Here is a 23,618-nt window from a genome sequence, read left to right on the forward strand (position 1 = left end):
ATGACACAAAAAGAGTTTTTAGTAAATATCCAAAAAGAGACAAATTCTATTGATTTTGATAGATATTTTAAACAACTAAATTTAAAAAAGCTATCACTTGAAGAAAATATTGCTATATTTGAAGTAGCAAATAGATATATTGCTGCTTGGATAAAAAATAAATTTGAAGAAAATTTAAAAGATTTTTTTGAAAAATATAGTAGTTTTAAACCAGAAATTGAGCTAAGAATCGCTGGTGAAAGAAAATTAAAAAAACAAAATGAACTACAAATTCAAAATCAAACTCCTGAAAGTACTATTTTAAATCCTTCATATACATTTAACTCTTTTGTTGTTGGACCATCAAATCAAATGGCTTATAATGCAGCACTTGCTGTTTCAAATAAACCAGGAATTCAATATAATCCACTTTTTATTTATGGTGGAACAGGACTTGGGAAAACACATATTTTACAAGCTATTGGAAATAAAGCTTTAGAAAATGACAAAACAGTAATTTATGTAACAATCGAACAATTTATGAATGATTATACATTTTCTCTAAAAAATAAAAATATGGAACATTTTAGAACAAAATATAGAAATTGTGATTTATTACTTATAGATGATGTTCAATTTTTAAGTGGAAAAGAACAGACTCAAGAGGAATTTTTCCATACTTTTAATGAGCTTCATAATGCAAAAAAACAAATTGTTATGACAAGTGATAGATTACCTTCACAAATTGCTGGTTTAGTTGATAGATTAAAATCAAGATTTGAATGGGGACTTACAACTGATATTCAAATTCCAAGACTTGAAACAAAAATTGCAATTATTGAGAAAAAAAGTGAGCTAAATGGTATTAATCTTTCAAGAGAAATTATATCTTTTATAGCTACAACTTTAGATAGTTCTATAAGAGAAATTGAAGGTGTTCTAATAAGAATAAATGCTAGTGCATCACTTCTTAATCAAGAGATAAATCTTGCAATGGTTCAAAATCTTTTGAAAGATCAAATAAAAGAGAATAAAGAGAATATAAAACTTCCAGATATTATTAGCTTAGTTGCAAGTGAATTAAATATAAAACCAAGTGATATAAAATCTAAAAAAAGAACTTCAGCAGTTGCAAATGCTAGAAGAGTTGTAATATATCTTGCAAGAGAATTAACTCATAATTCAATGCCTGATATTGCAAAATTTTTAGATATGAAAGATCATAGTTCTATTTCACATAATGTGAAAAAAACTACTGAACTTATGAATAGTGATGAAAATTTTAAGTTAGTTATTCAAAATTTAAAGAATAAATTAATAAATAAGGAGTAGAAGTAAGTAAATGTGTGAAAAGATGTGAATATAAAAATAGTTTTATTCACTATCTAAACTATCCAAATCTTGGTGGTTTAAAAGGTATTTTCATCTTTTCACATGACCTACTACTAATACTAAAGAAATAAACTAAATAGGAGAAAAAATGAAGTTGGTAATAAACAAACAAGTGTTAGAAAATGTTGTTAGCTCAATGCAAGCATTTTTAGAGAAAAAAGATTCTAGTGCAATAACTTCTCACATATATCTTGAAATCATAAATAATAGATTAATTGCTAAAGCAACTGATTATGAAATTGGTTTTGAAACATTTGTAGAAAATATATCAAACTATGAAGATGGAAAAACAACTGTAAATGGTGTTAATTTATTAAGTTTTATTAAAAGATTAAAAAACGAAGATATATCTTTAGAAACAAGTTCAAGTAATTTAATAATAAAACAAAATAAATCTATATTTAAATTACCAACTTATGATGCAAATGAATTTCCAACTATTAATAAATATGAAAATTTAAAAGAGTTATCAATATCTATCTCAAATTTTATGAATTCAATTAAAAAAATATCTCCAGCAATTGATAGTAATAATCCAAAATTTGAATTAAATGGTGCTTTAATAGATATTAAAAGTCAGAAAATAAATTTTTGTGCAACTGATACTAGACGATTAGCTTTAACTCATTTAGAAAATATGTCAAATGATGAAGCACAATTAATAATTCCTAAAAAAGCTATATTTGAAATTCAAAAACTATTTTTAGATGAAGCAAAAATATCTTATGATAATACTAATTTAGTAATATCAAATGAAAATAGTACTTTCTTTACAAAATTAATAAATGGAAAATATCCAGATTATGAAAGAATTATTCCTACAAATCTAAAATACAATATATTTATTCCAAAAAATAGTGTAGTTGAATCAATAAAACTAATTACTTCTTTATCTTCAAATATAAAAATTACATTTACAAAAAATGCTATTTTATTTGAATCTTTAGATGAAGATAGTGTTGCAAATACACAAATAGATATTGATTTAAATATAGAAAAAGATTTTTACATTGCTGTAAATGCTAAATATATTTTAGATTTCTTCTCAATGTCAAATAGTGAGAAAGTAAGAATTGGATTTAATGAATCAAATCTTCCTTTCTATTTAGAAGATAATAAATTTATAACAATTGTAATGCCAATTGTTTTAGAAAAATAAAAATATCAAATAAGGATTTAGAAAAATGTCACAACAAGAATATGGTGCAAGTAATATTAAAGTTTTAAAAGGTCTTGAAGCTGTTAGAAAAAGACCTGGAATGTATATTGGTGATACAAATATAAATGGACTTCACCACTTAATTTATGAAGTTGTTGATAACTCTATTGATGAAGCAATGGCTGGATATTGTAAAAATATCAAAATTACTTTAACAAAAGATGGAAGAGCAAAAATAGAAGATGATGGAAGAGGAATTCCAACTGCAATTCATCCAACAGAAGGAGTAAGTGCAGCAACTATTGCTTTAACAGTTCTTCACGCTGGTGGAAAGTTTGATAAAGATACTTATAAAGTTTCAGGAGGACTTCACGGAGTTGGAGTTTCTGTTGTAAATGCTTTATCAAAAGATTTAAAAATGACTATTTATAGAGAAGGAAAAATTCACCAACAAATATTTAGTGAAGGTATTCCAAAAAATACTCTTGAAATTATTGGAGATAGTCCTAGAAAAACAGGAACAACAATTGATTTTTTAGTAGATGATACTATTTTTGAAGTTACAAGATATGAATTTGCTATTCTTGCTAAAAGATTTAAAGAAGTTGCATATTTAAACCCATTTATTACAATTACTCTTGAAGATGAAAATATTGGTAAAAAAGAAGTTTATCATTTTGAAGGTGGAATTAAACAGTTTGTTGAAGATTTAAATAAAGACACAGCTCTATGTGAAGTAATTTCATTTAGTGATAAAGTTGATGGAGTAGAAGTTGATATTGCTTTAATATATAATGATACTTACATTGAAAAAACTCTATCTTTTGTAAATAATATTAGAACAATAGATGGTGGAACTCACGAAGCAGGATTTAAAGCTGGACTTACAAGAAGTATTTCTAAATATTTAAATGAAAATGCAAGTGCAAGAGAAAAAGATGTAAAAATTACAGGTGATGATGTAAGAGAAGGATTAATTACAGTTGTTTCAGTTAAAGTTCCAGAACCACAATTTGAAGGTCAAACAAAAGGAAAATTAGGAAGTTCTTATGTAAGACCAATTACTCAAAAATTAACTGGAGATAATTTAGATAAATATTTTGAAGAAAATCCAGTTCATGCAAAAGCTATTATGGAAAAAGCTTTAATGGCAGCAAGAGGAAGAGAAGCAGCTAAAAAAGCAAGAGAACTTACTAGAAAAAAAGATTCAATTAGTATAGGAACACTTCCAGGAAAACTTGCTGATTGTCAAAGTAAAGATCCAGCAATTAAAGAGCTATATTTAGTGGAAGGGGATTCAGCTGGAGGTTCAGCAAAACAAGGTAGAGATAGAGTTTATCAAGCAATATTGCCTCTAAAAGGTAAAATTCTAAATGTTGAAAAATCTAGACTTGATAAAATTCTAAAATCTGATGAAATTAGAAATATTATTACTGCACTTGGTTGTGGAATTGGTGAAGATTTTGATGATGAAAAAATAAGATATCATAAAATTATAATTATGACCGATGCCGATGTTGATGGTAGCCATATTCAAACTTTACTTCTAACATTTTTCTTTAGATTTTTAAAACCAATAGTTGAAAAAGGTTATTTATATATTGCTCAACCACCACTTTATAGATATAAAAAAGGTAAAAATGAAATTTATCTAAAAGATAATGCTGCTTTATCTTCATATCTAATAGAAAATGGTTTAGAGAGTTTTGAATTTCAAGGAATGGGTTATAATGACCTTTTAGATCTATTTAAACAAGTTGCAAGATATAGAGCAATGCTTGAACAACTTGCAAAAAGATATTCACTTTTAGAAGTATTAAAACACTTAATTGAAAATAGTAATTTAGTAAATTTAGAGTTTGTTGATTTATATGAAAAAGTAAAAGAGTTTATTGAATCAAAAGGACATAATATTTTATCAAAAGTTATAACTGAAGATAAAATTCAACTATTTGTTCAAACTAAAGAGGGACTTGAAGAGTTAATTATAGATAATGATCTTTTTGCATCTCCATATTTTAGTGAATCTACATTTATTTTTAATAAATTAAAAGATAGAGATTTAACTCTTTTTGAAGGTAGAGATTTAATAGAATTATTAGAAGAGATAGAAAATCTTGCTAAAAAAGGTGCATATATTCAAAGATATAAAGGTCTTGGAGAGATGAATCCAGAGCAACTTTGGGAAACAACAATGACACCAGATAATAGAAGACTATTAAGAGTAAAAATTGAAGATGCAGAGATTGCTAGTGATACATTTACTCTATTTATGGGAGATGAAGTTGAACCTAGAAGAAACTATATTGAATCTCATGCAAAAGAAGTTGAACATTTAGATGTTTAATTAAACTTTATTTAGGGGGAGTTTGATTTGAAAAAACTTGTTAGTACAAAAGAAGCTTCAGAAATTTTAGGAATTTCTGTTCAAGGGGTTCATTATCGTATTAAAAGAAATCAACTCCAATCTGAAACAAAAGATGGAAAAATATTTGTATATATAGATGAAATAGATCAAAAATATACAAATAAAAAAGATAATAAAGATGAACAAAATATTATTGCAAATTTAAAAGACGAACAAATTCTAATCTTAAAAAAATCACTTAAATACCTTAAAAAAATGCATGATAAAGAGATAAAAAGACTTGAAAATAGTCATAAAATGGCAATTGATGTATTTAATAGTGAAATAAAACTTTTACAAAGTGCTTTTAATGAGATGAGAACAGTTTATAAAAATGAAATAGAGTATAAAAAAGATAAAACTTCTGAAAATAGAAGTGAGTTTTTAACTTTAAAAGAGTTTTTTATTATTTTAAAGAAAGCTTCAAAAAGTGATATTGAAATAAAAGATATTATAATTAATTCTATAAAAAATGATGATAAAAGATTTATCTATAATAAAAATAGTAAAAAAATATTAATTTATAGGGATGATTTTAAAGATTTATTTTAAAAGAAGTTTAGCACTCCTTCCCAGATACCCAATCACAACTCTAAAAAAGGTGCCTTGCTATGTTCCCATCCTGGGGCGTTGTCTTTAGTAAAGTTTGAAAAGGTCTAAAAAGGAGCATTCAAAACACTATTTTGTGTTCTCAATGCTACTTTAAAAGACGGTTATTCTAACTAAAATATCTTTAATTTATTATAAAAGAGAAGAATGACATATTTTATACTTTTTATTTCTGCATTTTTATCTGCAACTTTGCTTCCATTTGGAAGTGAAGCACTTTTAATATATGATATAAAAGCTGGTTATAACATCTATTTACTTCTATTCTTTGGAACTTTAGGAAATAGTTTAGGTTCAGTTTTAAACTATTATTTGGGCTTAAAAGGTGAAGAATATTTAATAAAAAAGAGATTAATAAATATAAAATATATAGATATTTGTAAAAAATACTTTGATAAATATGGTGGTATATCTATTTTATTTGTATGGTTACCAATAATTGGAGATCCTATTACTTTTGTAGCTGGTATTTTGAAATACAATTTTAAGAAATTTTTAGTTTTGCTAGTAATATCAAAGCTAAGTAGATATCTATTTATAGCTTTGATAATTTGATTTAAATTTTACCTACAATGATTTTTTCAAGCCATTTTATATGTCTTGGACCATTTCTTATATCATCAATACTTATAAGTGCAATTTTACCTTGATAATCTTCAAGATATTTTCCATTTTTCTTATAAAAAACTATTATATTATCTCCTAGTTTTGTATTAAAAATTTCATTATATGAAAATATAGCCTCATAACCATCACTTGAAATTGCCTGAATATATATTTTGTTAAAATCTTTTCTACTATTTATATCTATTACTGCTTTATCTAATAAATCTTTTAATAAAACACCTTCATAGCTCTTTACATTATCTTTTGTTTCACCACTCATACAAATAACAGGAGTTGAACCACTTTTAAAATAACTTAGTTTTTCAAGTTCTTTTACATCTAAGTTTAATTTATTTAAAACAAGACCAGAGATTTCAAGATTTTTTGATACTTTATAGTTATTTTCATTTGAAAATAAAAATAAAGATAGAAGTAAAAGAAAAGCTAAGCTTCTCATTTATTTACTTCCCAAGAGATAAATGCCCAAGTTAATCCCTCTTTTTCTATTTTATTTTTATAAGTAGTATTAAAATATTCTCTTAAAATTTTTTCCTCTTTTTTAGACATTTCGCCTAAACTCCATTTCAAGCTTTGTATAAATCCATCTTCATCAGGAGAATCAAATTTAGAGTTTTTTGTCTCTATAAAATCAACTTTTGCAAATATTCCCATACTGTGAAGTGTATTTACTAAATATATATAATCAGGTCTTGGAATAATATCTCTTTTTATTTGAGCTAAAATCTCTTTATCTATAAAACTTCCACCAACTTTTGTAGTTATATAAACTCTTTTATTTGCTTTACTATTTAATTTTTTTAAAGCTTTTTTAATATCTTTTACTTCCATTGACCTACTAGCAACTACAATATCAGCGTTTGGAACATCGTCCCAAGAGTCATACCAAGATTTATTTATAGTTTTTAGATTTTTTACATCTCTTTCTTTTGCATTTTGTTCTGCATAATTTAGCATCTCTTTTGAATAATCAAGTGCATAAACACTTTTAAGTTTATCTGCAAGTGCTAAAGATATTGTTGCTGGTCCACTTCCTACATCAAGTAAAGTTTCACAACTACTTAAATCAACTCTACTTATAAACTCTTTTGTATAAGGACTATTTACAACATTTTCACTAAAATGCTTTGCTTTTTTATCCCAATCTCCACTATTTTTACTTTTAAAAGTAGAGTTTTTCATCTGTTTTTTATATAGTTTAGAAAAAGCTAATTTTTCTAAATTTGTTTTTGCTAATGCCATTATTTCTCCTTTGTTATATTTTTTAAATGATCTTCTATGATTATTATAAACAGTTTCTGAGGCTGAAAATCATTGTTATCTGCAATATCTTGTAAAGTATCATCAAAGTTTTTGAAATCAAAATTGATATCTTTTAATACTTTTTCAACTCTTTTTTTATCTAAATTCAATTTTTTAATTAAATTACTTAAAGAGTTTAAACTTAAGTTATCTAAAGAGTTATGAAAATCATATTTTTTATTTTTTGAATTTTTTTTAAAACTCTCTTTTAATAGCTTCAAAACTCTCTTTTTTCTAAGAAAAATATGAGATATTAATGAGATTATAAAAATTGATATTGAAATTAAATGAATTTTTATATAGTTTTCACCTTCCAATATGAAGTAACCACTAAAAAGTGCTGTAAATAAACTAAAAATTAGTATGAAAATAACAAAAACTCTAATACGAATACTATTTATCAAATAAAACCCTTTTTGTACAGATAAAACTATCTTTTGTCCATCTTCTATAAAGGCAATTGTAACAAGATTTTATATCTAAAGATGTTATGCACTCTTCTTCATCAACATCTTGTTTAAACTCTTTACAAACAGCCTTTATAGCTTCTTTAAAACTTTTTTTACCAAATAAAAATATATTTTTATTATCAAACATTAGTATATTGCCAACTCTTCTTTATTTAATGGAAGATAAAACTCATTTGAATCTTTTATTAGAAGTGTTTTTTTATTGTTTTTTAGTATCCATTTTAAACTAGAATCATCAAAAAATATTTCTTTTGATAAATCTAATTTTTGATTATTAGGAAGTTTTATATCATCAATTATCTTATCTTCTAAAAGCTCTTTTGCATTTAATTTTTGAGCTTTTAATTTTACTTTTCCTCTTAATCTTCCATCATTTCCACTAAGTCTTAAAGCAATACCAGCCAAAGCTCCTATTATTCCATTTCCCTCATTTTTTATCTCTTTTAAAAATATATTTTGCTCTTTTGCAAGATTATATGCAATTTTTTTATTTAAAACTTTATTCTTTGCATCAAAACCATAATTTATTAGTTGTTTAATATCTTTTATATCTTTTTCGAAAACCATAGCAACTCCACCACTTGATGATGGAGCACTTATATTTGAAACATAATTTAAAATATATTTTTTTATATCTTCAAACTCTTTTAAAAATAAATCACATGTAAAACACATTGAACTATTGTGAGAAGTATAAGGTATATCTTCATGTAAAAATAGTTGATGTCTTGTTATAGCACTTGTATTTGAGTATTTTTCTCTTATATATTTTGCAATATTTTCACAAATTTCTCCAGTTGAGATAAAATATCCTATCTCATCTGTATCATCAATTGCTATAAATGTTTTAAATTTTTCCATTTTTTTGCCTAAAATTTATATTCTAAAGATGCAAAATACTCTCTTCCTGCCATAGGATAAGCCATATCATATCTAATTAATTTATCACCAATATTTTTAACACCAATTTGTGCACTTAAATTTTTATTTGCTTTGTAAATAGCTTTTATATCAAATGTTGTTGTAGTTGGATTTTCTACATATGATTTATCCATTTTATTTTCATAAGCACCTTTTCTAAACTTCATATTTCCATATATAGAAAAACCTGCACCAATCTCTTTTTGTGCAAAGAAAAATATTTGATGCTTTGGAACATCTACAATTTTATTATTATTGTTGCTTCTATTTTTTATAGAGATAAATGTATAGTTTGTACCAATTTTAAAATCATCATTTGCATACTCTAAATCTAATTCTATACCTCTATGGTCAAAACTACCAATATTTTGGTTTTGTTTTAAGTTTTTATTTGAATTATAAGTAACATTTTGAATTGCATCATCAACTCTTGTAAAAAAACCTGCTAAAGCAAAATTTAAACCATTGTAATATCTTTGATAAGATAGTTCATAGTGGATAGCTTCTTCACTTTTTAAATCTGGATTTGGAACTTTTTCTCCACCAGAACCGTTTCCACCACCAGAACCGTTTCCACCACCAGAACCGTTTCCACCACCAGAACCGTTTCCACCACCAGAACCGTTTCCACCACCAGAACCGTTTCCACCACCAGAACCGTTTCCACCACCAGAACCGTTTCCACCACCAGAACCGTTTCCACCACCAGAACCATCCCCCCCTGGACCTCTAGAGTATCTATCTTTCATAGATGGCATATAAGTTTTTTTTGAAACACTTACTCTTAATTTTGAATCATCATCAATACTATATATTAAAGCAGCTTGTGGAGAAAAAGAGTCATTTTCTTCTAATTTCATCATATTTAAATATTTTGTTTCAGTATCATAAAGCTTATCAGCTTTTTTCATATCATAACTCAAACCAGCCAATAATTCTAATTTTGGAGTAATATTATATATATTTTCTACTCCTAAAGAAATTGTATGATCTTCATAATTTTCACTTAAAGTTTTTTTATTATTTGTTTTTCCTATATCATAAGTTTTGTGAGAATCTTTTTTGTAGTTTGTAGCTGTTTTAAAGAAATTATTATCATTTGCTAAACCATATTCTACTCTAGCACCATATGTATAATCTTCATTTTCATTTTTAAATGTTTTCTTATTATTATCAAAAGAAGAGTAAGTATTATCTTTATATGAATTTAGATTGTTTTTACTACTATCATAATATGCTAGAGCTTTTACATAGCTATTATTAAAGTTTTTTTGCCCAACAATAGATATAGATTCTTTATCAACTTTTGGCCAATCCCAGTACTTTTCTTTAGCAAAACTTGTATCAGTTACAGGAGCTTGTTGTTTTTCACCTTTTTGATTTGAGTAATTTATAGATATTTCACTATCATCATTTGCTACATAACCTACTTTTAAAGATATCTTTTTATCTTCATTTTCACTTCTTAATCTATCTCCTGAAGCTTGATGAGAATTTCCTTTAAAATCATCACTCATTCTGAAGTGATCTTGTTTTGAATAACTAGCTCCTACTTGAGTATAAAAACCATTTTTTTGCATTGTTCCTAAATTTAAACTCTCAATATGTCTAGCCATTTTCATATTTGAGTCAAAAATCATTTCAGCTTTTATATTTCCTTCAAACTCTTTTTTTGGTTTTTTAGAAATAATATTAACAACTCCACCCATAGTATTTCCACCAAATACAACAGAAGAGTAAGCTTTAGATACATCAATTTGAGAAATATCCGTTGTTAAAAATCTTCCATAATCAAAGTTTCCATCATAAGGAACATAAATAGGAACTCCATCTATAAAAACACCTACTCTTTTTGAATTAAATCCTCTAATATGAATAGTTGATTCACCTCTTCCACCTTGAATATCTTTGCTAACTCCACTTATATTGTCTAAAGCATCAGATATATCAATACTATTATCTCTTGAAATATCATCAGAAGTGATTGTCTTTTCAAATACATTTATATTTTGATTTTTTTTTGCTTCTACATTTACTTGACCTAAATTGTAACTTTGAGCTAATGAAGCTGAAGCTATTAGTGATAAACTTATTATACTTTTTTTCATTTTTCTTCCTACTATAAAATTGGGATACAATATTTGTATCCATTCTTTTTTGATATAATTTCTACATCTATGTTGTAAAGTATTTTTATGTTTTCTTGTGTAAGTTTTTCTTCAATATCCCCAAAATCCAGCACTTTCCCTTTTTCTAACATCATTACTTTATTTGAAGCATATAAAGCATGTTCTGGATAGTGAGTTGTTTTTATAAATGTATAGCCCTCCTTTGATAGTGTTTTTAAAAAATTTAATAGTTTTAATTGATTTCCATAATCAAGTCCAGTAACTGGTTCATCCATAAATATGATTTTTGCACTTTGTGTTAAAGCTCTTGCAATAAAAGCAAGTTGCCTTTCTCCACCACTTACTTGAGAATATATTTTCTCTTTTAGGTGTAAAATCCCTACTTTTTCTAGTGCTTTTATAGCAATATCTCTATCTTTTGAAGAGTAGTTTGAAAATAGTCCAATATGTGGTAACCTTCCCATTAAAACGACATCAAAAATAGTATAATCAAAAGGAATCTGATGAGTTTGAGGAACATAAGAAATAAGTTTTGCTAACTCTTTATTTGAATACTCTTTTATACTCTTATCTAAAATTTTTACTTCACCTTTTGATTTGAATATTCCTAAAAGTATCTTTAATAAAGTAGTTTTTCCTGAACCGTTTTTCCCTAAAAGAGATAGAATATCTCCTTGATTTAATTCAAAATTTATATCATCTAAAACTTGATTATTTTTATATGAAAAAGATATATTTTTTGCTTCTATTAATTTCATCAAAAACCTTTTTTTGCATTTTTTAAAACAAAGATAAAAATAGGAATTCCTATAATTGCTGTAACAATTCCAATAGGTATTTCAAAGCTAAAAATTAGTTTAGATGTATTATCAACAATAAGTAAAAATATTGCACCAATAAGAGCACTCATTGGTAAGATTACTTTATTATCAGCTCCAAAAATAAGCCTTGTAATATGAGGAATAATTAATCCAATCCAACCAATAATTCCTGCTAAAATAACACTTAATGCACTTATTAAAGTGGCTACTATTATTATGATTAGTTTTATAAGTTTTGTATTTACTCCAAGAGCTTTTGCCTCTTCATCTCCAAGACTTAAAGCATTTAAATATTTTGAAAAAAAGATTAAAATCAAAATTCCACCAAGCATAGGAATAGTTAAATTCCAAACAATAGAACTTGTGCTAAAAGATAAGCTTCCCATGAGCCAATATGTAATTGCTGGTAAAACATCATTTGTATCTGCTCCATATTTTATAATAGAGAGCAAAGCTGAAAATAAAGAACTACTAATAATTCCACCAAGAACTAAAATAATCATATTTCTTGAACTAGAGTAGATAAAAGATATAGTAATAGCAAAAAAAACGGCAAGAATTCCAAAAATAAACGTAGAAAGATTTATCAAAAACCAGTTTAAGCCTAAAATCATACCAAGAGCTGCACCAAAAGAAGCACCACTTAAAACTCCTAAAATTCCAGGAGAAACCAAAGGATTTACAAACATAGCTTGAAAAGAAGCTCCAGCAACTGCTAAAGAAGCTCCTATTAAAACAGCAGATATGATTCTAGGTAATCTAATATCAAAAATAATACTTTTCATAGTTTCATATTTCTCAATAGATATTGAAGAGTTAAATCCTAATAACTTTTGAATAAACATAAAATATTCATTTAAACTTATCTCATATTGACCTAAAAAAAGTGAAGCATTAATAATAATTATTAAAGCTAAAGCTAAAACAAAATAGCCACTTTTTATCATAAATTTTTGCCTAAAATATCATCTATTTGCGAATTATCTAAATCTAAATCTAAAAATAGTTTATAAAACTTTTTTGATTCTTCATAAATATCCATCTCATATAAATCAGGATGAAGTATAGAAATAATATATCTTAAGCCCAATAATCTCATAAATGATGGTGGTCTATCAAACCAGCTAAAAGGACCTTTTGGTAAAAAATATACTTTTTTATTTTTTACAGCATCTATTAGTTGCCATTTCTTATCATTAAAAATATTTTTATAAAACTCTTTTTCATAAACTAAGATTATTTCAGGATTGTAGTTTAAAACTTGTTCAAAATTTACAGCTTGTCTTCCAAAACTATTTGTGGCTTGGCATTTATGAACATTATCTCCACTTGCAAGATTTATTAATTCTGAGTGAATTGAAGTATTGCAATCAGTTAAAAGTCCATTATTTCCTTCTGCATAATATACTTTTGGTTTTTTGCTTACTTTTTTTTCTATCTCTTTTGCTAAATTTAAACTCTCATTTCCATAGTTTTCTAACTCTTTTGCTCTTTTCTCTTTATCTACAAGTTTTCCTATATAATAAAAAGAAGAAACAAGTTCTTCAAGTGTGTTTGCTTTTAGATAAACCAAAGGTACATTTATATTTCCTAAAGATGATTTGAGTTTCTTTTCTCCCATTTTTTTTGTAGAATCAGATAGTAAAATCACATCAGGTTTTGCTTGTAAAATCATCTCACTATTTGGCACTCTTCCTTGACCAAACCAACCACCAAGTACAGGTAAATCTACAATTCTTTTATCAATAAATTTTGCTTCATTTTCATTAAAAGGGAAGTTTAATCCAGCAATTTTATCTTTATCAATTGCATATAATGAATATAATAAAATAGGAGTTGCTGCATGAATTTTTTCTACTTTTTCAATATTTATCTTTGTTCCTAGCATATCTTCATAAATTTTTGCATTTAAAAAAATTACAATAGAAGCTATTAAAAAAACTGTTCTAAACATATGGTTTTACCTCATTTATATATAAATCTAATACCTCTTTTGCTCTTTTTTGTGAGCTTACAAGAGGTTTTAATAAAAGTGCTTCAATATTAAATTCACTTTTCAACTCTTTTATCTGTTCCACACACTCTTTTGGTGTTCCATAAATTGCATTTTGCAAAATCCTATTTTTGTCAAACAAAGTTTCTCTTATTTGTAAATACTCTTTTGTAAGAAGTTTCACTAAAGTAGGATTTGTATCTTTTGATAGAAGCATAGATTTTAAAAATATTTCAGCACTTTTTTTTGTCTCTTCTTCAATCTCTTTTTGATTAAAACCAATATTTATACCTCTTGCAACTCTAAAAGATAAACTCTTTTTTGGATTAAAACTATCAAAGTTTTTAAAAATATCTCTTATTTTCTCTTTACTTAAAGCTAAGCTTCCTATTAAAGAGAAATCTTCTTTTGCACATTTTTCTATGGCTTCAAGAGATTCAGAAGCTATGAAAGTAGTCATTGGTTTTTTTATTTTTGGTCTTATAGATATATCTTCACAAGAGAAAAACTTGCCACTAAAAGTTACTCTCTCTTCTAAAAGTAATCTATGAATAAGTTCATTTGCCTCAAACATAAGCTCTCTATTTGTTATTCCATCTGTTTTAAAAGTTTTATCATAAATAGCAAATGCACCTTTTGCAATACCATATAAAAATCTATCTTCATCATAGGATTTGATTGTTGCAATATCTTCAGCTAGTTTTATAGGATTATAATATGGAAGAAGTATTCCAGCTGTTCCTATTTTTATCTTGTTTGTTTTTCCTAAAAGATAGTTTGCAACACTAAGTGGAGATGGGCTTACGCTAAAGTTGTTGAAGTGATGTTCTGTAAGCCATGCTTCATCAAATCCTAGCTTTTCTGCATAACAAACCAGTTCTATCTGGTCTGTTATAGCTTTTTCGTAATCATCTTCCCAATTTTCAAAAAGAGAAAAAATCGCACTTTTCATTTAAAACTTATAAGTAATATTTGAGTAAACAACTCTTCCAGCTTCTGGGTAACCATAACTATAAGAATAGTTTTTATCAAAAATATTTGATGCACCAATATCAAAAGTTAAACCTTTTTTAATCTCATAAGCAAGTTTTGCATTCCAAATAGCTGCACTACTTACATCTTTTTCTTTATTTTTTGAATGAGTGTGTCTGCTTGAAGAGAATTGCATATTTATATTTGTCATTAAACCTTTGATTGGTCTATATGTTGCACTTAGAGCAATTTTATGTTTTGGAGCATCTGTGATTAGATCTTTTTTACCTGTATCTTTATTTATCTCTTCATTTTTAGTTAAAAGTCTTGTATAGCTTGCATCAAAATCAAGATTATTATCAAATGCATAGAAATACTCTAGCTCATATCCCATATGTTTAACTTTTCCAAGGTTGTAGTTTTTACTTATTTGATTATTCTTTGGTGCACTAGGGTTAGTTATTTCAGATTGTATATAATCTTTTACATCAGAGTAAAATAGTACTGCTTTTATACCCTGATTTTCAAATAGTTTACTAGCACCTATTTCATAGTTGATTGTTTTTTCAGGTTCTAATTCTGGATTTGGAATTTGTTTACCAAATCTATAAGAGTATTTCTCTTTTAAACTTGCAAATCTTGTTTTTTTTGCAACTCCTGCATAAGTAGAAAAACTATCATCTATATCATACTCAACTTTAATCATAGGATTAAAAGAGTCAGAACTTGCATGTTCAAACTCTTTTCCATAAGTTGCATCTGGATTTTTGTTATTTGCTTCTTTTACTTCATCTTTATCCCAGCTTGCACCTGCAATAATTCTAAAGTCATCTGTTACTCTAAATGTATTTTCTAAGCCAATAGAAAAATAGTTCATTTTCTTTCTATAAACTTTTCCATCTTTTTCATTGTCTTTTTGAATATCTTGTTTCGCATGTAAGGCTAGTTTTAAACTATTTCTTTGTGTATCATATTGACCAAGTTCTAGTGAAATTCCTTTTGTGCTTGCATCATAAGGAGTTGGAGTCAGATGTAATTCAGAAAAAGAGATATCTTTATAGAAATTCATACTATCTTCATATTTATCATAGAAGATTCTAGATTTTATATATCCTAAATCAAAGTTTGTATTTGATAAGAAGTAAAAACTCTCTTTATTTGAATAATCCCACTGTCTATAAGGACCACCTTTTTTAGGATCTGTCATTGCACTATCACCATTATAAACATCTGTTGGCATACCTTTATCTGTTTTCTGATTTATATAGTTAAATGCATATTCATCAGTTTCATTTGGAGTAAAACCTACTTTTAGATTTATATTTTGATCATTTTTATAAGAATTTACTCTTTTATTGTTATCTTGAATAGTAGTTTCTTTAAAATCACTTGACATTGGATAGTAATCTCTTTCCATAATAGAACCACTAGCTTGAACATAATATAAACCTTGATTTGTAGCAAGATTTAAGTAAGATTTTCTTCCTTTTCCATTAAAAACACCAGTTGAAAGAGTACCTTCTAGCTCTTTTGTTGGTCTTTTTGTAACTAAGTTAATAGCACCTGCAAAAGTATTAATACCTAAAAGTGGAGAGCTTAAACCTTTTGTTACTTGAATTTTATCAAGATTAAAAGTCATATAGTTTGATAAATCTACATAACCCTCAACAGGAAGATTTATAGCAATACCATCAATAAACACAGGAGCATGTCTTCCACTAAAACCTCTTATAGAGATTGTTTGCTCTCCTCTTGCACCATAACCATAAGTGTTTAATCCACTAATTGTATTTAAAGCATCCAAAACACTATTTTTGTTTTGAAGTTCCATATCTTCAGCACTTATTTCATTGCTTTTGAATTTACTATCTGAATTTGTTTTTTCAAATATATCAATTTGTCCTAAATTTGTTGTTTCATTTGCAAGAAGTGTTCCTGCAAAAAGTGTTGTAGCTACAACAAAGCTCAATTTTCTAACCATACCTATTCCTTTATCTATTTTAGTATATAACGACCTTGAAAAAAAATTATACTCCTTTTAAATTTGGAGTAAATGCTTTTGTACTTACATTTACTCTTTGCCCTATTTTTAAACTTTCTGCTTCCTTTTGACTAATAACAACTTCTACAATTTGTTGACCAATAGCAACAACAGCAATATTTATAATATCTACTTTCAAAATATCAAGAAGTTCACCTTCAAAACTAAACTTTTGGCTACCTTCTGTTTTTAATAAAATATCTTTTGCTAAACCATCATTTGCTATTTTTCCCTCTTTTAAAACAAGAACTCTAGAAGCAAGTTTATACATCTCACTTGGATCATGGCTTACCATTATTGTTGTTGTCTTAAACTCTTTATGAAGTGCTAAAATTTCATCTTGAAGTTTTAATCTCATATTAGGATCAAGTGCTGAAAGTGGCTCATCCATAAGTAAAATTCTTGGTTTTTTCATCAAAGATCTACATAAACTCACTCTTTGCTTTTGTCCACCACTTAAAGAGCTTGGATATCTATTTTTTAACTCATATAAATCTGTAAGATTTAAAAGATATTTTGCAAGTTCTTTATCTTTTTTCACGAAAAGAAGATTTTCTATAACTGTTAAGTTTGGAAAAAGTGCATAATCTTGGAAAACAAAACCAATATCTCTTTTTTGAACTGGTTTTATAAACTTATCATCAAGCCAAATTTCATTGTCTACAATAATCTTTCCATTTGCATTTTCTAAACCTGCTAAAACTCTTAGAATTGTAGTTTTACCACTTCCACTAATTCCACTTAAAGCTACAAACTCTCCAGTTTTTATAGATAAATCTATATCTAAAAGCATTTTTCCTGTGCTTCCGTGAAGCTCTTTTTTTATATTTAAATCTATCATTTATATAACTCTATTTCTTTTTTGTTTACCATTAAAAAGGTAAACAGCAAGAAGTGTAATAAAACTCATAACAATCATAATTAAGCTATAAATATGAGCATTTTTATAATCAAGTATTTCAACAAACTCATAAATAGCAATAGCAGCAACTCTTGTTTCGTTTGGAATACTTCCACCAATCATTAAAACAACTCCAAACTCTCCAACAGTATGAGCAAAAGTTATGATTAGAGCTGTAAGAAGTGATGGTTTGATATTTGGTAAAGCTATTAGTAAAACAGTTTTAAATTTACTTTTTCCACTAATATAACTTGCTTCTATCATATTTTTATTTAGGCTTTCAAAACCACTTTGAAGTGGTTGAACCATAAAAGGAAGGCTATAAAGACAACTTGCAATTATTATTCCATTTAGATTAAAAACTAAACTAATACCAAAATAGTTTTGAAAAAATTGTCCAATAGGAGAATTGTGAGATAATCCCCAAAGCAAATAAAATCCTAAAACAGTTGGAGGAACAACTAAAGGCATAGTGCAAAGTGCTTCAATAAATGGTTTCGATTTTGACTTTGTTTGTGATAAATACCAAGCAAGAGGCATACATAAAACAAACAAAATCAAAGTTGTAATTAGAGCTAATTTAAAAGATAATGTAAAAGGTGCATAATCTACACTTAATAAATATTCAATCATTTAAAATCCTATAAATTGATAAATCACTAGCTTTTATTAAAATATTTACTTCATCATTCTCTTTTAAGTTTAATCTCTCTTTAGAATTTTTTGTAATTATACTTTCAAGCTTTGTACTGTTTATCTCTAAAATAATATTTGATAAAAGTTCTCCACTATTTATAGAGATAATTTTTGCAAGAGCTTGGTTTGATAAGCTAATATCTTCAATATGTTTTTTTGAAATAGATATATTTGTAGGTTTTACAAGTAGCTCAACTTTTGAACCTACTTGTAAATTTTCAATTAAATCTAAACTCATCATCTTAAAAATATTATTATAAAAATCAAACTCAATAATATTTAAACTATCACTAGAATGAATATTTTTTACTCTTGCAATCATATTTACTCTTTTATTATTTTACTAAATATCCAAAATCAACAAATATCTTTTTTGCTTTAGGGCTTAGGATAAAATCATAAAAAGCTCTAGCTTCTTTGTTCTGTTTTGCTCTATTTAAAATAACAATTCCTTGGTCAATTGGAGTATATAATTTTGGGTCAACACTTACCCAGTCAATATTCTCTTTGTATTGAGACATTTTTTCATCATATAAAGATGATTTTGCAATAAATCCTACTTCTGCAGCTGTTAAAGCATAAGTTACAGCTTGAGAGATTGATTCTGCATAGATTAGTTTTGATTCAATATCATCATAAACTTTTGCATTTTTAAATGCTTCAACAGATGCTGTTCCATATGGAGCAGTCTTTGGATTTGCAATTGCAACTTTTATAACTTTTTTATCTGTTACAATATTAATACCTTTTGAAAGGTCAAGTTTTTTTGAACTTAGCATTGCTAAACTACCTTGAGCATAAAGCACAGGTTCTGTTACAGTTAATTTTTTATTATATAAATTTTCAGGGAATTTCATATTTGCACTCATAAATATATCAAATGGAGCTCCATTTTCAATTTGTGCTGTAAATTTTCCACTACTTCCTAAAGTTACTTGAACTTTTGTATCTGGATTTGTTTTGTTAAATTCTGCAATTAAATCGTTGATTGCATAAGATACATTCGCTGCAACTGCTATATTTATTGTTCCTGCAAAAACACTTGAACATAAAAATGCAAATACTAAAACTATTTTTTTCATATTTTATCCTTATCTACCTATCATAATATCAGATGCTTTTATAATAGCATCAACTTCAAGACCAACTTCTAAACCTAAATTTTTTACAGAATTTGTAGTTACAATAGTTACTATTTTATCTGTATTTCCAATATCTATAACAACTTCAGAGTTTACATCACTGCTATTTATAGCTTCAATTTTTCCTCTTAAGCAGTTTCTAGCACTAACTTTTAGACTAGTATCAGTTGAAATCAGAACATTGCTTGATTTGATTAAAGCAACAACTTCATCATTTTTTTCTAAATCAAGATTCTCAACAGATGTAAGAGTAATAACACTTACAAGCTCTTTTCCACTTTTAAGTTTTAAAGTAAGTTCTGCATTTACTGCGCCTTTGTTTATATTTGAAACAACAGCAATAATTTGGTTTCTAGCACTAATTTGCATTGATAATCTCCTAATTGTTTTTAGAGTTCCGCTATTTAGATCTGTAATTCTATGTAGGTTTTCCAAGAATTTCTTTTGTTCCTCTTTTAAAAGAAAATATGTATTTAAAAGATTCTCTCCATAAGAAGTTAGCTTTGTTCCACCACCACCAACACCACCAGTTTCTCTTATTACTATTGGAGTATTTGATAAATTATTCATATCTTCAATAGCTTCCCAAGCTGCTTTATAGCTAAGTGGAACTTCTTTTGATGCTTTATTGATTGAACCTGTTTTTTTAATTGCATTTAAAAGAGCGATTCTTTTTTCAAGTAAAAAAGGTTTGTCAAAAAGTTCTAAAGTCAAGTTTGATGAAATTTGCATAAAAATCCTTTGTTATATACAGATTTACATAACGACACAAAATATTATCTTTATGTAGCTTAAGTTATAATGATAACTCAAATTAGGTAAAAAAATCGAAAAAAATATAAATTGATTAAATTAGTTTAAAAACCTAAACAAGAATAAATAAAAAACTGCTATAATTTCGCAATTTTAATATATATTGATAAGTGATGAGTATAAAACTTACAGAAAAGTTTAACTAAAACGCCTATACTCATCGCTTATTAATCAAAAACTATCTCTTTTAAATAATCACTAATTTTTGGAATATTATCAACTCTACAAACTAGACAAGTAGGAATATTTGCTTCACTTTTTGGTAAAATAGTAATTTTTATATCTTTATCATATCCCATTTTTCTTACAAGACTTAAAGGAAGTAAAGATTTTCCCATTCCCACTTTGATACAAGAGAGAATTGTTTCTAGGTTTCCAAAAGATAAGGATTTTTCTACATAAATATTTTTTTCTTTATAGTAGTTTTTTAAAAATTCATCATAAACACAACCTTCTTTAAAAGTAAGTGTAACATTTGGAACATTTTTCTTTTTTGGTTCTAAAATTGCTATCTCTTCTTCAAATTTTTTTAAAACTTTTAGATTTTTATTTTTAGGTTCACCACTTATAAAAGCAATATCTACTTTATAATCAAGAATTAACTCATAGATATCTTTTGTAGTTCCAGTAAAAAGTTCAAGCTGTGTATTTGGAAAATCATTATGAAGTTGTAATAAAAAAGGAGAAATTCTAACAGCTGCATTACAATCTGTTGAACCAATTTTAAGAGAGTTCATACTATTTTCATTTTTTAAGCTTTTTATAGAGTTTTCCATTTTATGAACAATCTCTAAAGCTTGAGGATAAAATAGCTCACCATTATTTGTCAATATTACACCTTTTGGAACTCTATAAAATAGCTCTGTATCAAGTATTTTTTCAAGTTGTTTTACTCTTGAAGTTGCATTTGATTGTGAGCATTTTAGTTCATTTGATGCAAGAGAAATACTTTTATTATCTGCAACAGATATAAAAACTTTTAATAAATTAAGATCCATATCATTTTTCCTTATATCATCTATCATTATTGATTATTTGACATAGAATAACCCTTAGTGATATGATAACAAATATTTGACTTAAGAGAGATGAGAGATGTTAAAGATTTTTGATAGAAATAATAATATTGCAATATTAATTGCTGGAATATTTTCAATTATAATTGGATTAGGAGTTGCTAGATTTGCATTTACTGGATTAATTCCAGCTATGCTTGAAGATTATTTGAGTATTAAATTTGTAGGAATTTTAGCTTCATTAAATTTTGCTGGATATTTAGCAGGATCAATTTTTTCTATGTTTGTAAAAGATATAAATGTAAAAGTTTATCTTTATAGATTAGGAGTTTTTCTTGCAATCTCTAGTACTTTCGTTTTAGCTTTTAGTGATAACAATACATTTTGGATAATTTCAAGAGTTTTAGGAGGATTTGCGGGAGCTATGTGTTTAATTGTAGGAACAGCTATTGTTATGCAGAAACTTACAATTAAAAGTAAAACAAAAGCTATGGGAATACATTTTAGTGGAATTGGTTTTTCTATTTTAACAACAGATTTAATAGCAAGATTTTTCCTAAGTTTAGATTACACTTGGAGAGATTCTTGGGCTATTTTGGCAATATTTGCACTTATATTATCATTTTATAGTGTTTATATTTTATCTTTTGATAAAGAGGTAAAACAAAATGCTGTTAAAGTAAAATTTGATTTTTCTTTGTTTACACCATTTGTAATTGTTTTGATTATGGCATATTTTGCAGAAGGTATAGGATTTGTAGTTCAAGCTACATTTTTGCCAGATATTATAAATAATCTTCCAGGACTTGAGGGATATGGAAGTATTACTTGGACTTTAGTTGGACTTGCTGGAATTCCATCTTGTATAGTTTGGATGCTTCTTGCACATAGATTTGGAAGTTCAAATATAATTATAATTGCACTTTTACTTCAAGCAGTTGGAATATTAATTCCAGTCTTTAGTTCAAATATCTATTTTAATTTTTTAAGTGGTATTTTATATGGTGGAACATTTATAGGACTTGTTGCTCTTTTTATGAATTTAGGTGGTCAGCTTTCTCGTGGAAATCCAGTTGTTCTAATGGGAGCTATGACATCTTCTTATGGAATAGGACAAGTTGTAGCACCACTTTATAGTATATATTTTATTGAAAAATATGGAAACTATGATTATGCACTTATTTTAACAGCTCTTATTGTTATTGGAGGAGCTTTTATACTTTTATTAGCTAAAAAATTTGAACCAAGTGATATCTCTTAAAATTTAAAAGATTCACATTATTTGATTTAAAATATCTTGATTTTTTGAGTAAAGCTTATAAGTAATTCCTTTATAGGGAAACTCAAGATGATTTGCATGAAGCCAAAGTCTATTTGAACCTGTAACTTTAAATCTATCTTCTTTACTTAGAGTTTTATTTAGATAGTTTTCAGCATTTATATCATCAACACCATAAATTGGGTCTCCTAAAATTGTGTGACCTATTGAGTGAAGATGAACTCTTATTTGGTGTTGTCTTCCTGTAAGTGGAATTGCTTCAATTAAAGTAAGATCTCTTTCTTTATTATAAAAAATAGGTTTTATAATAGTAATTGACTCTTTCCCACCTTCATTTTCGCTGCAAACTTTCATTCTAACACCAATTAAAAGCCCTTCTCTATCAAGAGCTTTATCTATTCTTATCTCATTTTTAACTTTACCATTTACAATAGCTAAATAAGATTTATGATACTTTTTATCTTGAAACATATCTTTTAGTTCTATTTCACTCTTTTTATTTTTCCCAACAATTACTAAACCACTTGTTTCTGCATCAATTCTATGAATTAGATTTGCATTTTCTCCAAAGTGATAACGAATTTCATCAAGTAATGAATACTCTGTATTTTTTGAAATTGGGTGAACCATTAAATGTGTTGGTTTATCAAAAATTGCAAAATCTTGAAATTCTAATAATGGTTTTAAACCTCTTGTATGACCTTCAAAAAGTGCTATAAATATGAACTCTGTTGGGATTGTTTCCCCTGTCTTTATACTATTCATATTTTCATCAAAAACTCTTCCTTTTGAGACAAGTCTTTGTGCTATTCTGCCCTCTATATCAAGGTTGTGTACCAAAAAAGCTTGTATTCTTTTATCTTTTATAGCTTTATATTTCTTAAGTGTAAATGCCAAATATTTTCCTTAGATTTTATCTTATATTTTGTTCTACTTGGATATAGTTCAAATT

Annotated in this window: 24 protein-coding genes; 6 read left to right on the forward strand and 18 right to left on the reverse strand. The window is 26.6% G+C overall.

Annotated features, from left to right (window positions below; genetic code table 11):
- From dnaA to ATH_RS00025, 5 genes are all read left to right on the forward strand, one after another.
- Positions 1-1,311 carry a chromosomal replication initiator protein DnaA gene (gene dnaA / locus ATH_RS00005; RefSeq protein ID WP_066182022.1) on the forward strand — a complete coding sequence of 437 codons (1,311 nt, stop codon included), beginning with the start codon at positions 1-3 and terminating at the stop codon, positions 1,309-1,311.
- Positions 1,312-1,459: 148 nt separating this feature from the next.
- Complete coding sequence (dnaN, locus tag ATH_RS00010; RefSeq protein WP_066182026.1) at positions 1,460-2,530, forward strand: DNA polymerase III subunit beta; 1,071 nt, start codon at positions 1,460-1,462, stop codon at positions 2,528-2,530.
- A 25-nt stretch (positions 2,531-2,555) separates the two neighbouring features.
- Positions 2,556-4,877 carry a DNA topoisomerase (ATP-hydrolyzing) subunit B gene (gyrB, locus tag ATH_RS00015; RefSeq protein WP_066182028.1) on the forward strand — a complete coding sequence of 774 codons (2,322 nt, stop codon included), beginning with the start codon at positions 2,556-2,558 and terminating at the stop codon, positions 4,875-4,877.
- A gap of 27 nt (positions 4,878-4,904) precedes the next feature.
- A complete protein-coding gene (locus ATH_RS00020; RefSeq protein ID WP_066182031.1) occupies positions 4,905-5,489 on the forward strand; it encodes a hypothetical protein in 585 nt (194 codons plus the stop codon).
- Positions 5,490-5,693: 204 nt separating this feature from the next.
- Positions 5,694-6,101, forward strand: a complete 408-nt coding sequence (locus ATH_RS00025; protein WP_066182036.1) for a YqaA family protein — start codon at positions 5,694-5,696, stop codon at positions 6,099-6,101.
- Position 6,102: 1 nt separating this feature from the next.
- Here ATH_RS00025 and ATH_RS00030 read toward each other — a convergent pair whose 3' ends face one another.
- The 17 genes from ATH_RS00030 to ATH_RS00110 all read right to left on the reverse strand — a co-directional run bounded on the left by ATH_RS00030 (position 6,103) and on the right by ATH_RS00110 (position 21,369).
- On the reverse strand, positions 6,103-6,609 hold the full coding sequence (locus ATH_RS00030) for a molybdopterin-dependent oxidoreductase (protein ID WP_066182040.1): 507 nt from the start codon (positions 6,607-6,609) through the stop codon (positions 6,103-6,105).
- On the reverse strand, positions 6,606-7,412 hold the full coding sequence (locus ATH_RS00035; protein WP_066182043.1) for a class I SAM-dependent methyltransferase: 807 nt from the start codon (positions 7,410-7,412) through the stop codon (positions 6,606-6,608). Before ATH_RS00035 ends, ATH_RS00030 begins: the two co-directional genes overlap by 4 nt.
- Positions 7,412-7,876: a hypothetical protein gene (locus ATH_RS00040; protein WP_066390024.1), complete on the reverse strand. Its 465-nt coding sequence runs from the start codon at positions 7,874-7,876 to the stop codon at positions 7,412-7,414. The genes ATH_RS00035 and ATH_RS00040 overlap by 1 nt, the downstream gene beginning before the upstream one ends.
- A complete protein-coding gene (locus ATH_RS00045) occupies positions 7,866-8,069 on the reverse strand; it encodes a hypothetical protein (RefSeq protein ID WP_066182049.1) in 204 nt (67 codons plus the stop codon). Before ATH_RS00045 ends, ATH_RS00040 begins: the two co-directional genes overlap by 11 nt.
- Positions 8,069-8,803, reverse strand: coding sequence for a hypothetical protein (locus ATH_RS00050; protein ID WP_066390022.1), 735 nt, complete (start codon positions 8,801-8,803; stop codon positions 8,069-8,071). Before ATH_RS00050 ends, ATH_RS00045 begins: the two co-directional genes overlap by 1 nt.
- A gap of 8 nt (positions 8,804-8,811) precedes the next feature.
- Positions 8,812-10,971, reverse strand: coding sequence for a TonB-dependent receptor plug domain-containing protein (locus ATH_RS00055; protein WP_130234638.1), 2,160 nt, complete (start codon positions 10,969-10,971; stop codon positions 8,812-8,814).
- A gap of 11 nt (positions 10,972-10,982) precedes the next feature.
- Positions 10,983-11,750 carry an ABC transporter ATP-binding protein gene (locus ATH_RS00060; RefSeq protein ID WP_066185326.1) on the reverse strand — a complete coding sequence of 256 codons (768 nt, stop codon included), beginning with the start codon at positions 11,748-11,750 and terminating at the stop codon, positions 10,983-10,985.
- Positions 11,750-12,760: a FecCD family ABC transporter permease gene (locus ATH_RS00065; protein ID WP_066182060.1), complete on the reverse strand. Its 1,011-nt coding sequence runs from the start codon at positions 12,758-12,760 to the stop codon at positions 11,750-11,752. Before ATH_RS00065 ends, ATH_RS00060 begins: the two co-directional genes overlap by 1 nt.
- Positions 12,757-13,767 carry an ABC transporter substrate-binding protein gene (locus ATH_RS00070; protein WP_066182062.1) on the reverse strand — a complete coding sequence of 337 codons (1,011 nt, stop codon included), beginning with the start codon at positions 13,765-13,767 and terminating at the stop codon, positions 12,757-12,759. The genes ATH_RS00065 and ATH_RS00070 overlap by 4 nt, the downstream gene beginning before the upstream one ends.
- Positions 13,760-14,758, reverse strand: a complete 999-nt coding sequence (locus tag ATH_RS00075) for an LLM class flavin-dependent oxidoreductase (RefSeq protein WP_066182067.1) — start codon at positions 14,756-14,758, stop codon at positions 13,760-13,762. The genes ATH_RS00070 and ATH_RS00075 overlap by 8 nt, the downstream gene beginning before the upstream one ends.
- Positions 14,759-16,759, reverse strand: a complete 2,001-nt coding sequence (locus tag ATH_RS00080; protein WP_066390018.1) for a TonB-dependent receptor plug domain-containing protein — start codon at positions 16,757-16,759, stop codon at positions 14,759-14,761. It lies immediately after the preceding gene.
- Between the two features lie 46 nt (positions 16,760-16,805).
- Positions 16,806-17,660: an ABC transporter ATP-binding protein gene (locus ATH_RS00085; RefSeq protein ID WP_066390016.1), complete on the reverse strand. Its 855-nt coding sequence runs from the start codon at positions 17,658-17,660 to the stop codon at positions 16,806-16,808.
- Complete coding sequence (gene modB / locus ATH_RS00090) at positions 17,661-18,353, reverse strand: molybdate ABC transporter permease subunit (protein ID WP_066182073.1); 693 nt, start codon at positions 18,351-18,353, stop codon at positions 17,661-17,663.
- Positions 18,346-18,738, reverse strand: coding sequence for a TOBE domain-containing protein (locus ATH_RS00095; protein ID WP_066182076.1), 393 nt, complete (start codon positions 18,736-18,738; stop codon positions 18,346-18,348). The genes modB and ATH_RS00095 overlap by 8 nt, the downstream gene beginning before the upstream one ends.
- 13 nt (positions 18,739-18,751) lie before the next feature.
- Positions 18,752-19,498 (reverse strand): molybdate ABC transporter substrate-binding protein, encoded by a 747-nt coding sequence (modA, locus tag ATH_RS00100; protein WP_066182079.1) that lies wholly within the window; start codon positions 19,496-19,498, stop codon positions 18,752-18,754.
- 9 nt (positions 19,499-19,507) lie between these two features.
- The gene (locus tag ATH_RS00105) at positions 19,508-20,290 is read right to left on the reverse strand and encodes a TOBE domain-containing protein (protein ID WP_066182082.1); all 783 of its coding nucleotides are present in this window, start codon (positions 20,288-20,290) and stop codon (positions 19,508-19,510) included.
- Between the two features lie 248 nt (positions 20,291-20,538).
- Positions 20,539-21,369, reverse strand: a complete 831-nt coding sequence (locus tag ATH_RS00110) for a LysR family transcriptional regulator (RefSeq protein WP_066182085.1) — start codon at positions 21,367-21,369, stop codon at positions 20,539-20,541.
- 97 nt (positions 21,370-21,466) lie between these two features.
- Between ATH_RS00110 and ATH_RS00115 the strand changes: the two genes are divergently transcribed.
- On the forward strand, positions 21,467-22,648 hold the full coding sequence (locus ATH_RS00115) for a YbfB/YjiJ family MFS transporter (RefSeq protein WP_066182088.1): 1,182 nt from the start codon (positions 21,467-21,469) through the stop codon (positions 22,646-22,648).
- 12 nt (positions 22,649-22,660) lie between these two features.
- Here the strand turns inward: ATH_RS00115 and ATH_RS00120 are convergent, their stop codons facing one another.
- A complete protein-coding gene (locus tag ATH_RS00120) occupies positions 22,661-23,563 on the reverse strand; it encodes an RluA family pseudouridine synthase (protein ID WP_066182091.1) in 903 nt (300 codons plus the stop codon).
- Between the last annotated feature and the right edge of the window lie 55 nt (positions 23,564-23,618).

The organism is Aliarcobacter thereius LMG 24486 (genome assembly GCF_004214815.1).
GTDB lineage: Bacteria > Campylobacterota > Campylobacteria > Campylobacterales > Arcobacteraceae > Aliarcobacter > Aliarcobacter thereius.

Excerpts from the sequence above, each read along its gene's own strand:
- ATH_RS00065 (WP_066182060.1), bottom strand. The coding sequence starts at position 12,760 with ATGATAAAAAGTGGCTATTTTGTTTTAGCTTTAGCTTTAATAATTATT.
- ATH_RS00045 (WP_066182049.1), bottom strand. The coding sequence starts at position 8,069 with ATGTTTGATAATAAAAATATATTTTTATTTGGTAAAAAAAGTTTTAAA.
- ATH_RS00075 (WP_066182067.1), bottom strand. The coding sequence starts at position 14,758 with ATGAAAAGTGCGATTTTTTCTCTTTTTGAAAATTGGGAAGATGATTAC.
- ATH_RS00115 (WP_066182088.1), top strand. The coding sequence starts at position 21,467 with ATGTTAAAGATTTTTGATAGAAATAATAATATTGCAATATTAATTGCT.
- ATH_RS00095 (WP_066182076.1), bottom strand. The coding sequence starts at position 18,738 with ATGATTGCAAGAGTAAAAAATATTCATTCTAGTGATAGTTTAAATATT.
- ATH_RS00080 (WP_066390018.1), bottom strand. The coding sequence starts at position 16,759 with ATGGTTAGAAAATTGAGCTTTGTTGTAGCTACAACACTTTTTGCAGGA.
- dnaN (WP_066182026.1), top strand. The coding sequence starts at position 1,460 with ATGAAGTTGGTAATAAACAAACAAGTGTTAGAAAATGTTGTTAGCTCA.
- ATH_RS00070 (WP_066182062.1), bottom strand. The coding sequence starts at position 13,767 with ATGTTTAGAACAGTTTTTTTAATAGCTTCTATTGTAATTTTTTTAAAT.
- modA (WP_066182079.1), bottom strand. The coding sequence starts at position 19,498 with ATGAAAAAAATAGTTTTAGTATTTGCATTTTTATGTTCAAGTGTTTTT.
- ATH_RS00025 (WP_066182036.1), top strand. The coding sequence starts at position 5,694 with ATGACATATTTTATACTTTTTATTTCTGCATTTTTATCTGCAACTTTG.
- ATH_RS00035 (WP_066182043.1), bottom strand. The coding sequence starts at position 7,412 with ATGGCATTAGCAAAAACAAATTTAGAAAAATTAGCTTTTTCTAAACTA.
- ATH_RS00050 (WP_066390022.1), bottom strand. The coding sequence starts at position 8,803 with ATGGAAAAATTTAAAACATTTATAGCAATTGATGATACAGATGAGATA.
- ATH_RS00055 (WP_130234638.1), bottom strand. The coding sequence starts at position 10,971 with ATGAAAAAAAGTATAATAAGTTTATCACTAATAGCTTCAGCTTCATTA.
- ATH_RS00060 (WP_066185326.1), bottom strand. The coding sequence starts at position 11,750 with ATGAAATTAATAGAAGCAAAAAATATATCTTTTTCATATAAAAATAAT.
- gyrB (WP_066182028.1), top strand. The coding sequence starts at position 2,556 with ATGTCACAACAAGAATATGGTGCAAGTAATATTAAAGTTTTAAAAGGT.
- ATH_RS00030 (WP_066182040.1), bottom strand. The coding sequence starts at position 6,609 with ATGAGAAGCTTAGCTTTTCTTTTACTTCTATCTTTATTTTTATTTTCA.
- modB (WP_066182073.1), bottom strand. The coding sequence starts at position 18,353 with ATGATTGAATATTTATTAAGTGTAGATTATGCACCTTTTACATTATCT.
- dnaA (WP_066182022.1), top strand. The coding sequence starts at position 1 with ATGACACAAAAAGAGTTTTTAGTAAATATCCAAAAAGAGACAAATTCT.
- ATH_RS00110 (WP_066182085.1), bottom strand. The coding sequence starts at position 21,369 with ATGGATCTTAATTTATTAAAAGTTTTTATATCTGTTGCAGATAATAAA.
- ATH_RS00105 (WP_066182082.1), bottom strand. The coding sequence starts at position 20,290 with ATGCAAATTTCATCAAACTTGACTTTAGAACTTTTTGACAAACCTTTT.
- ATH_RS00085 (WP_066390016.1), bottom strand. The coding sequence starts at position 17,660 with ATGATAGATTTAAATATAAAAAAAGAGCTTCACGGAAGCACAGGAAAA.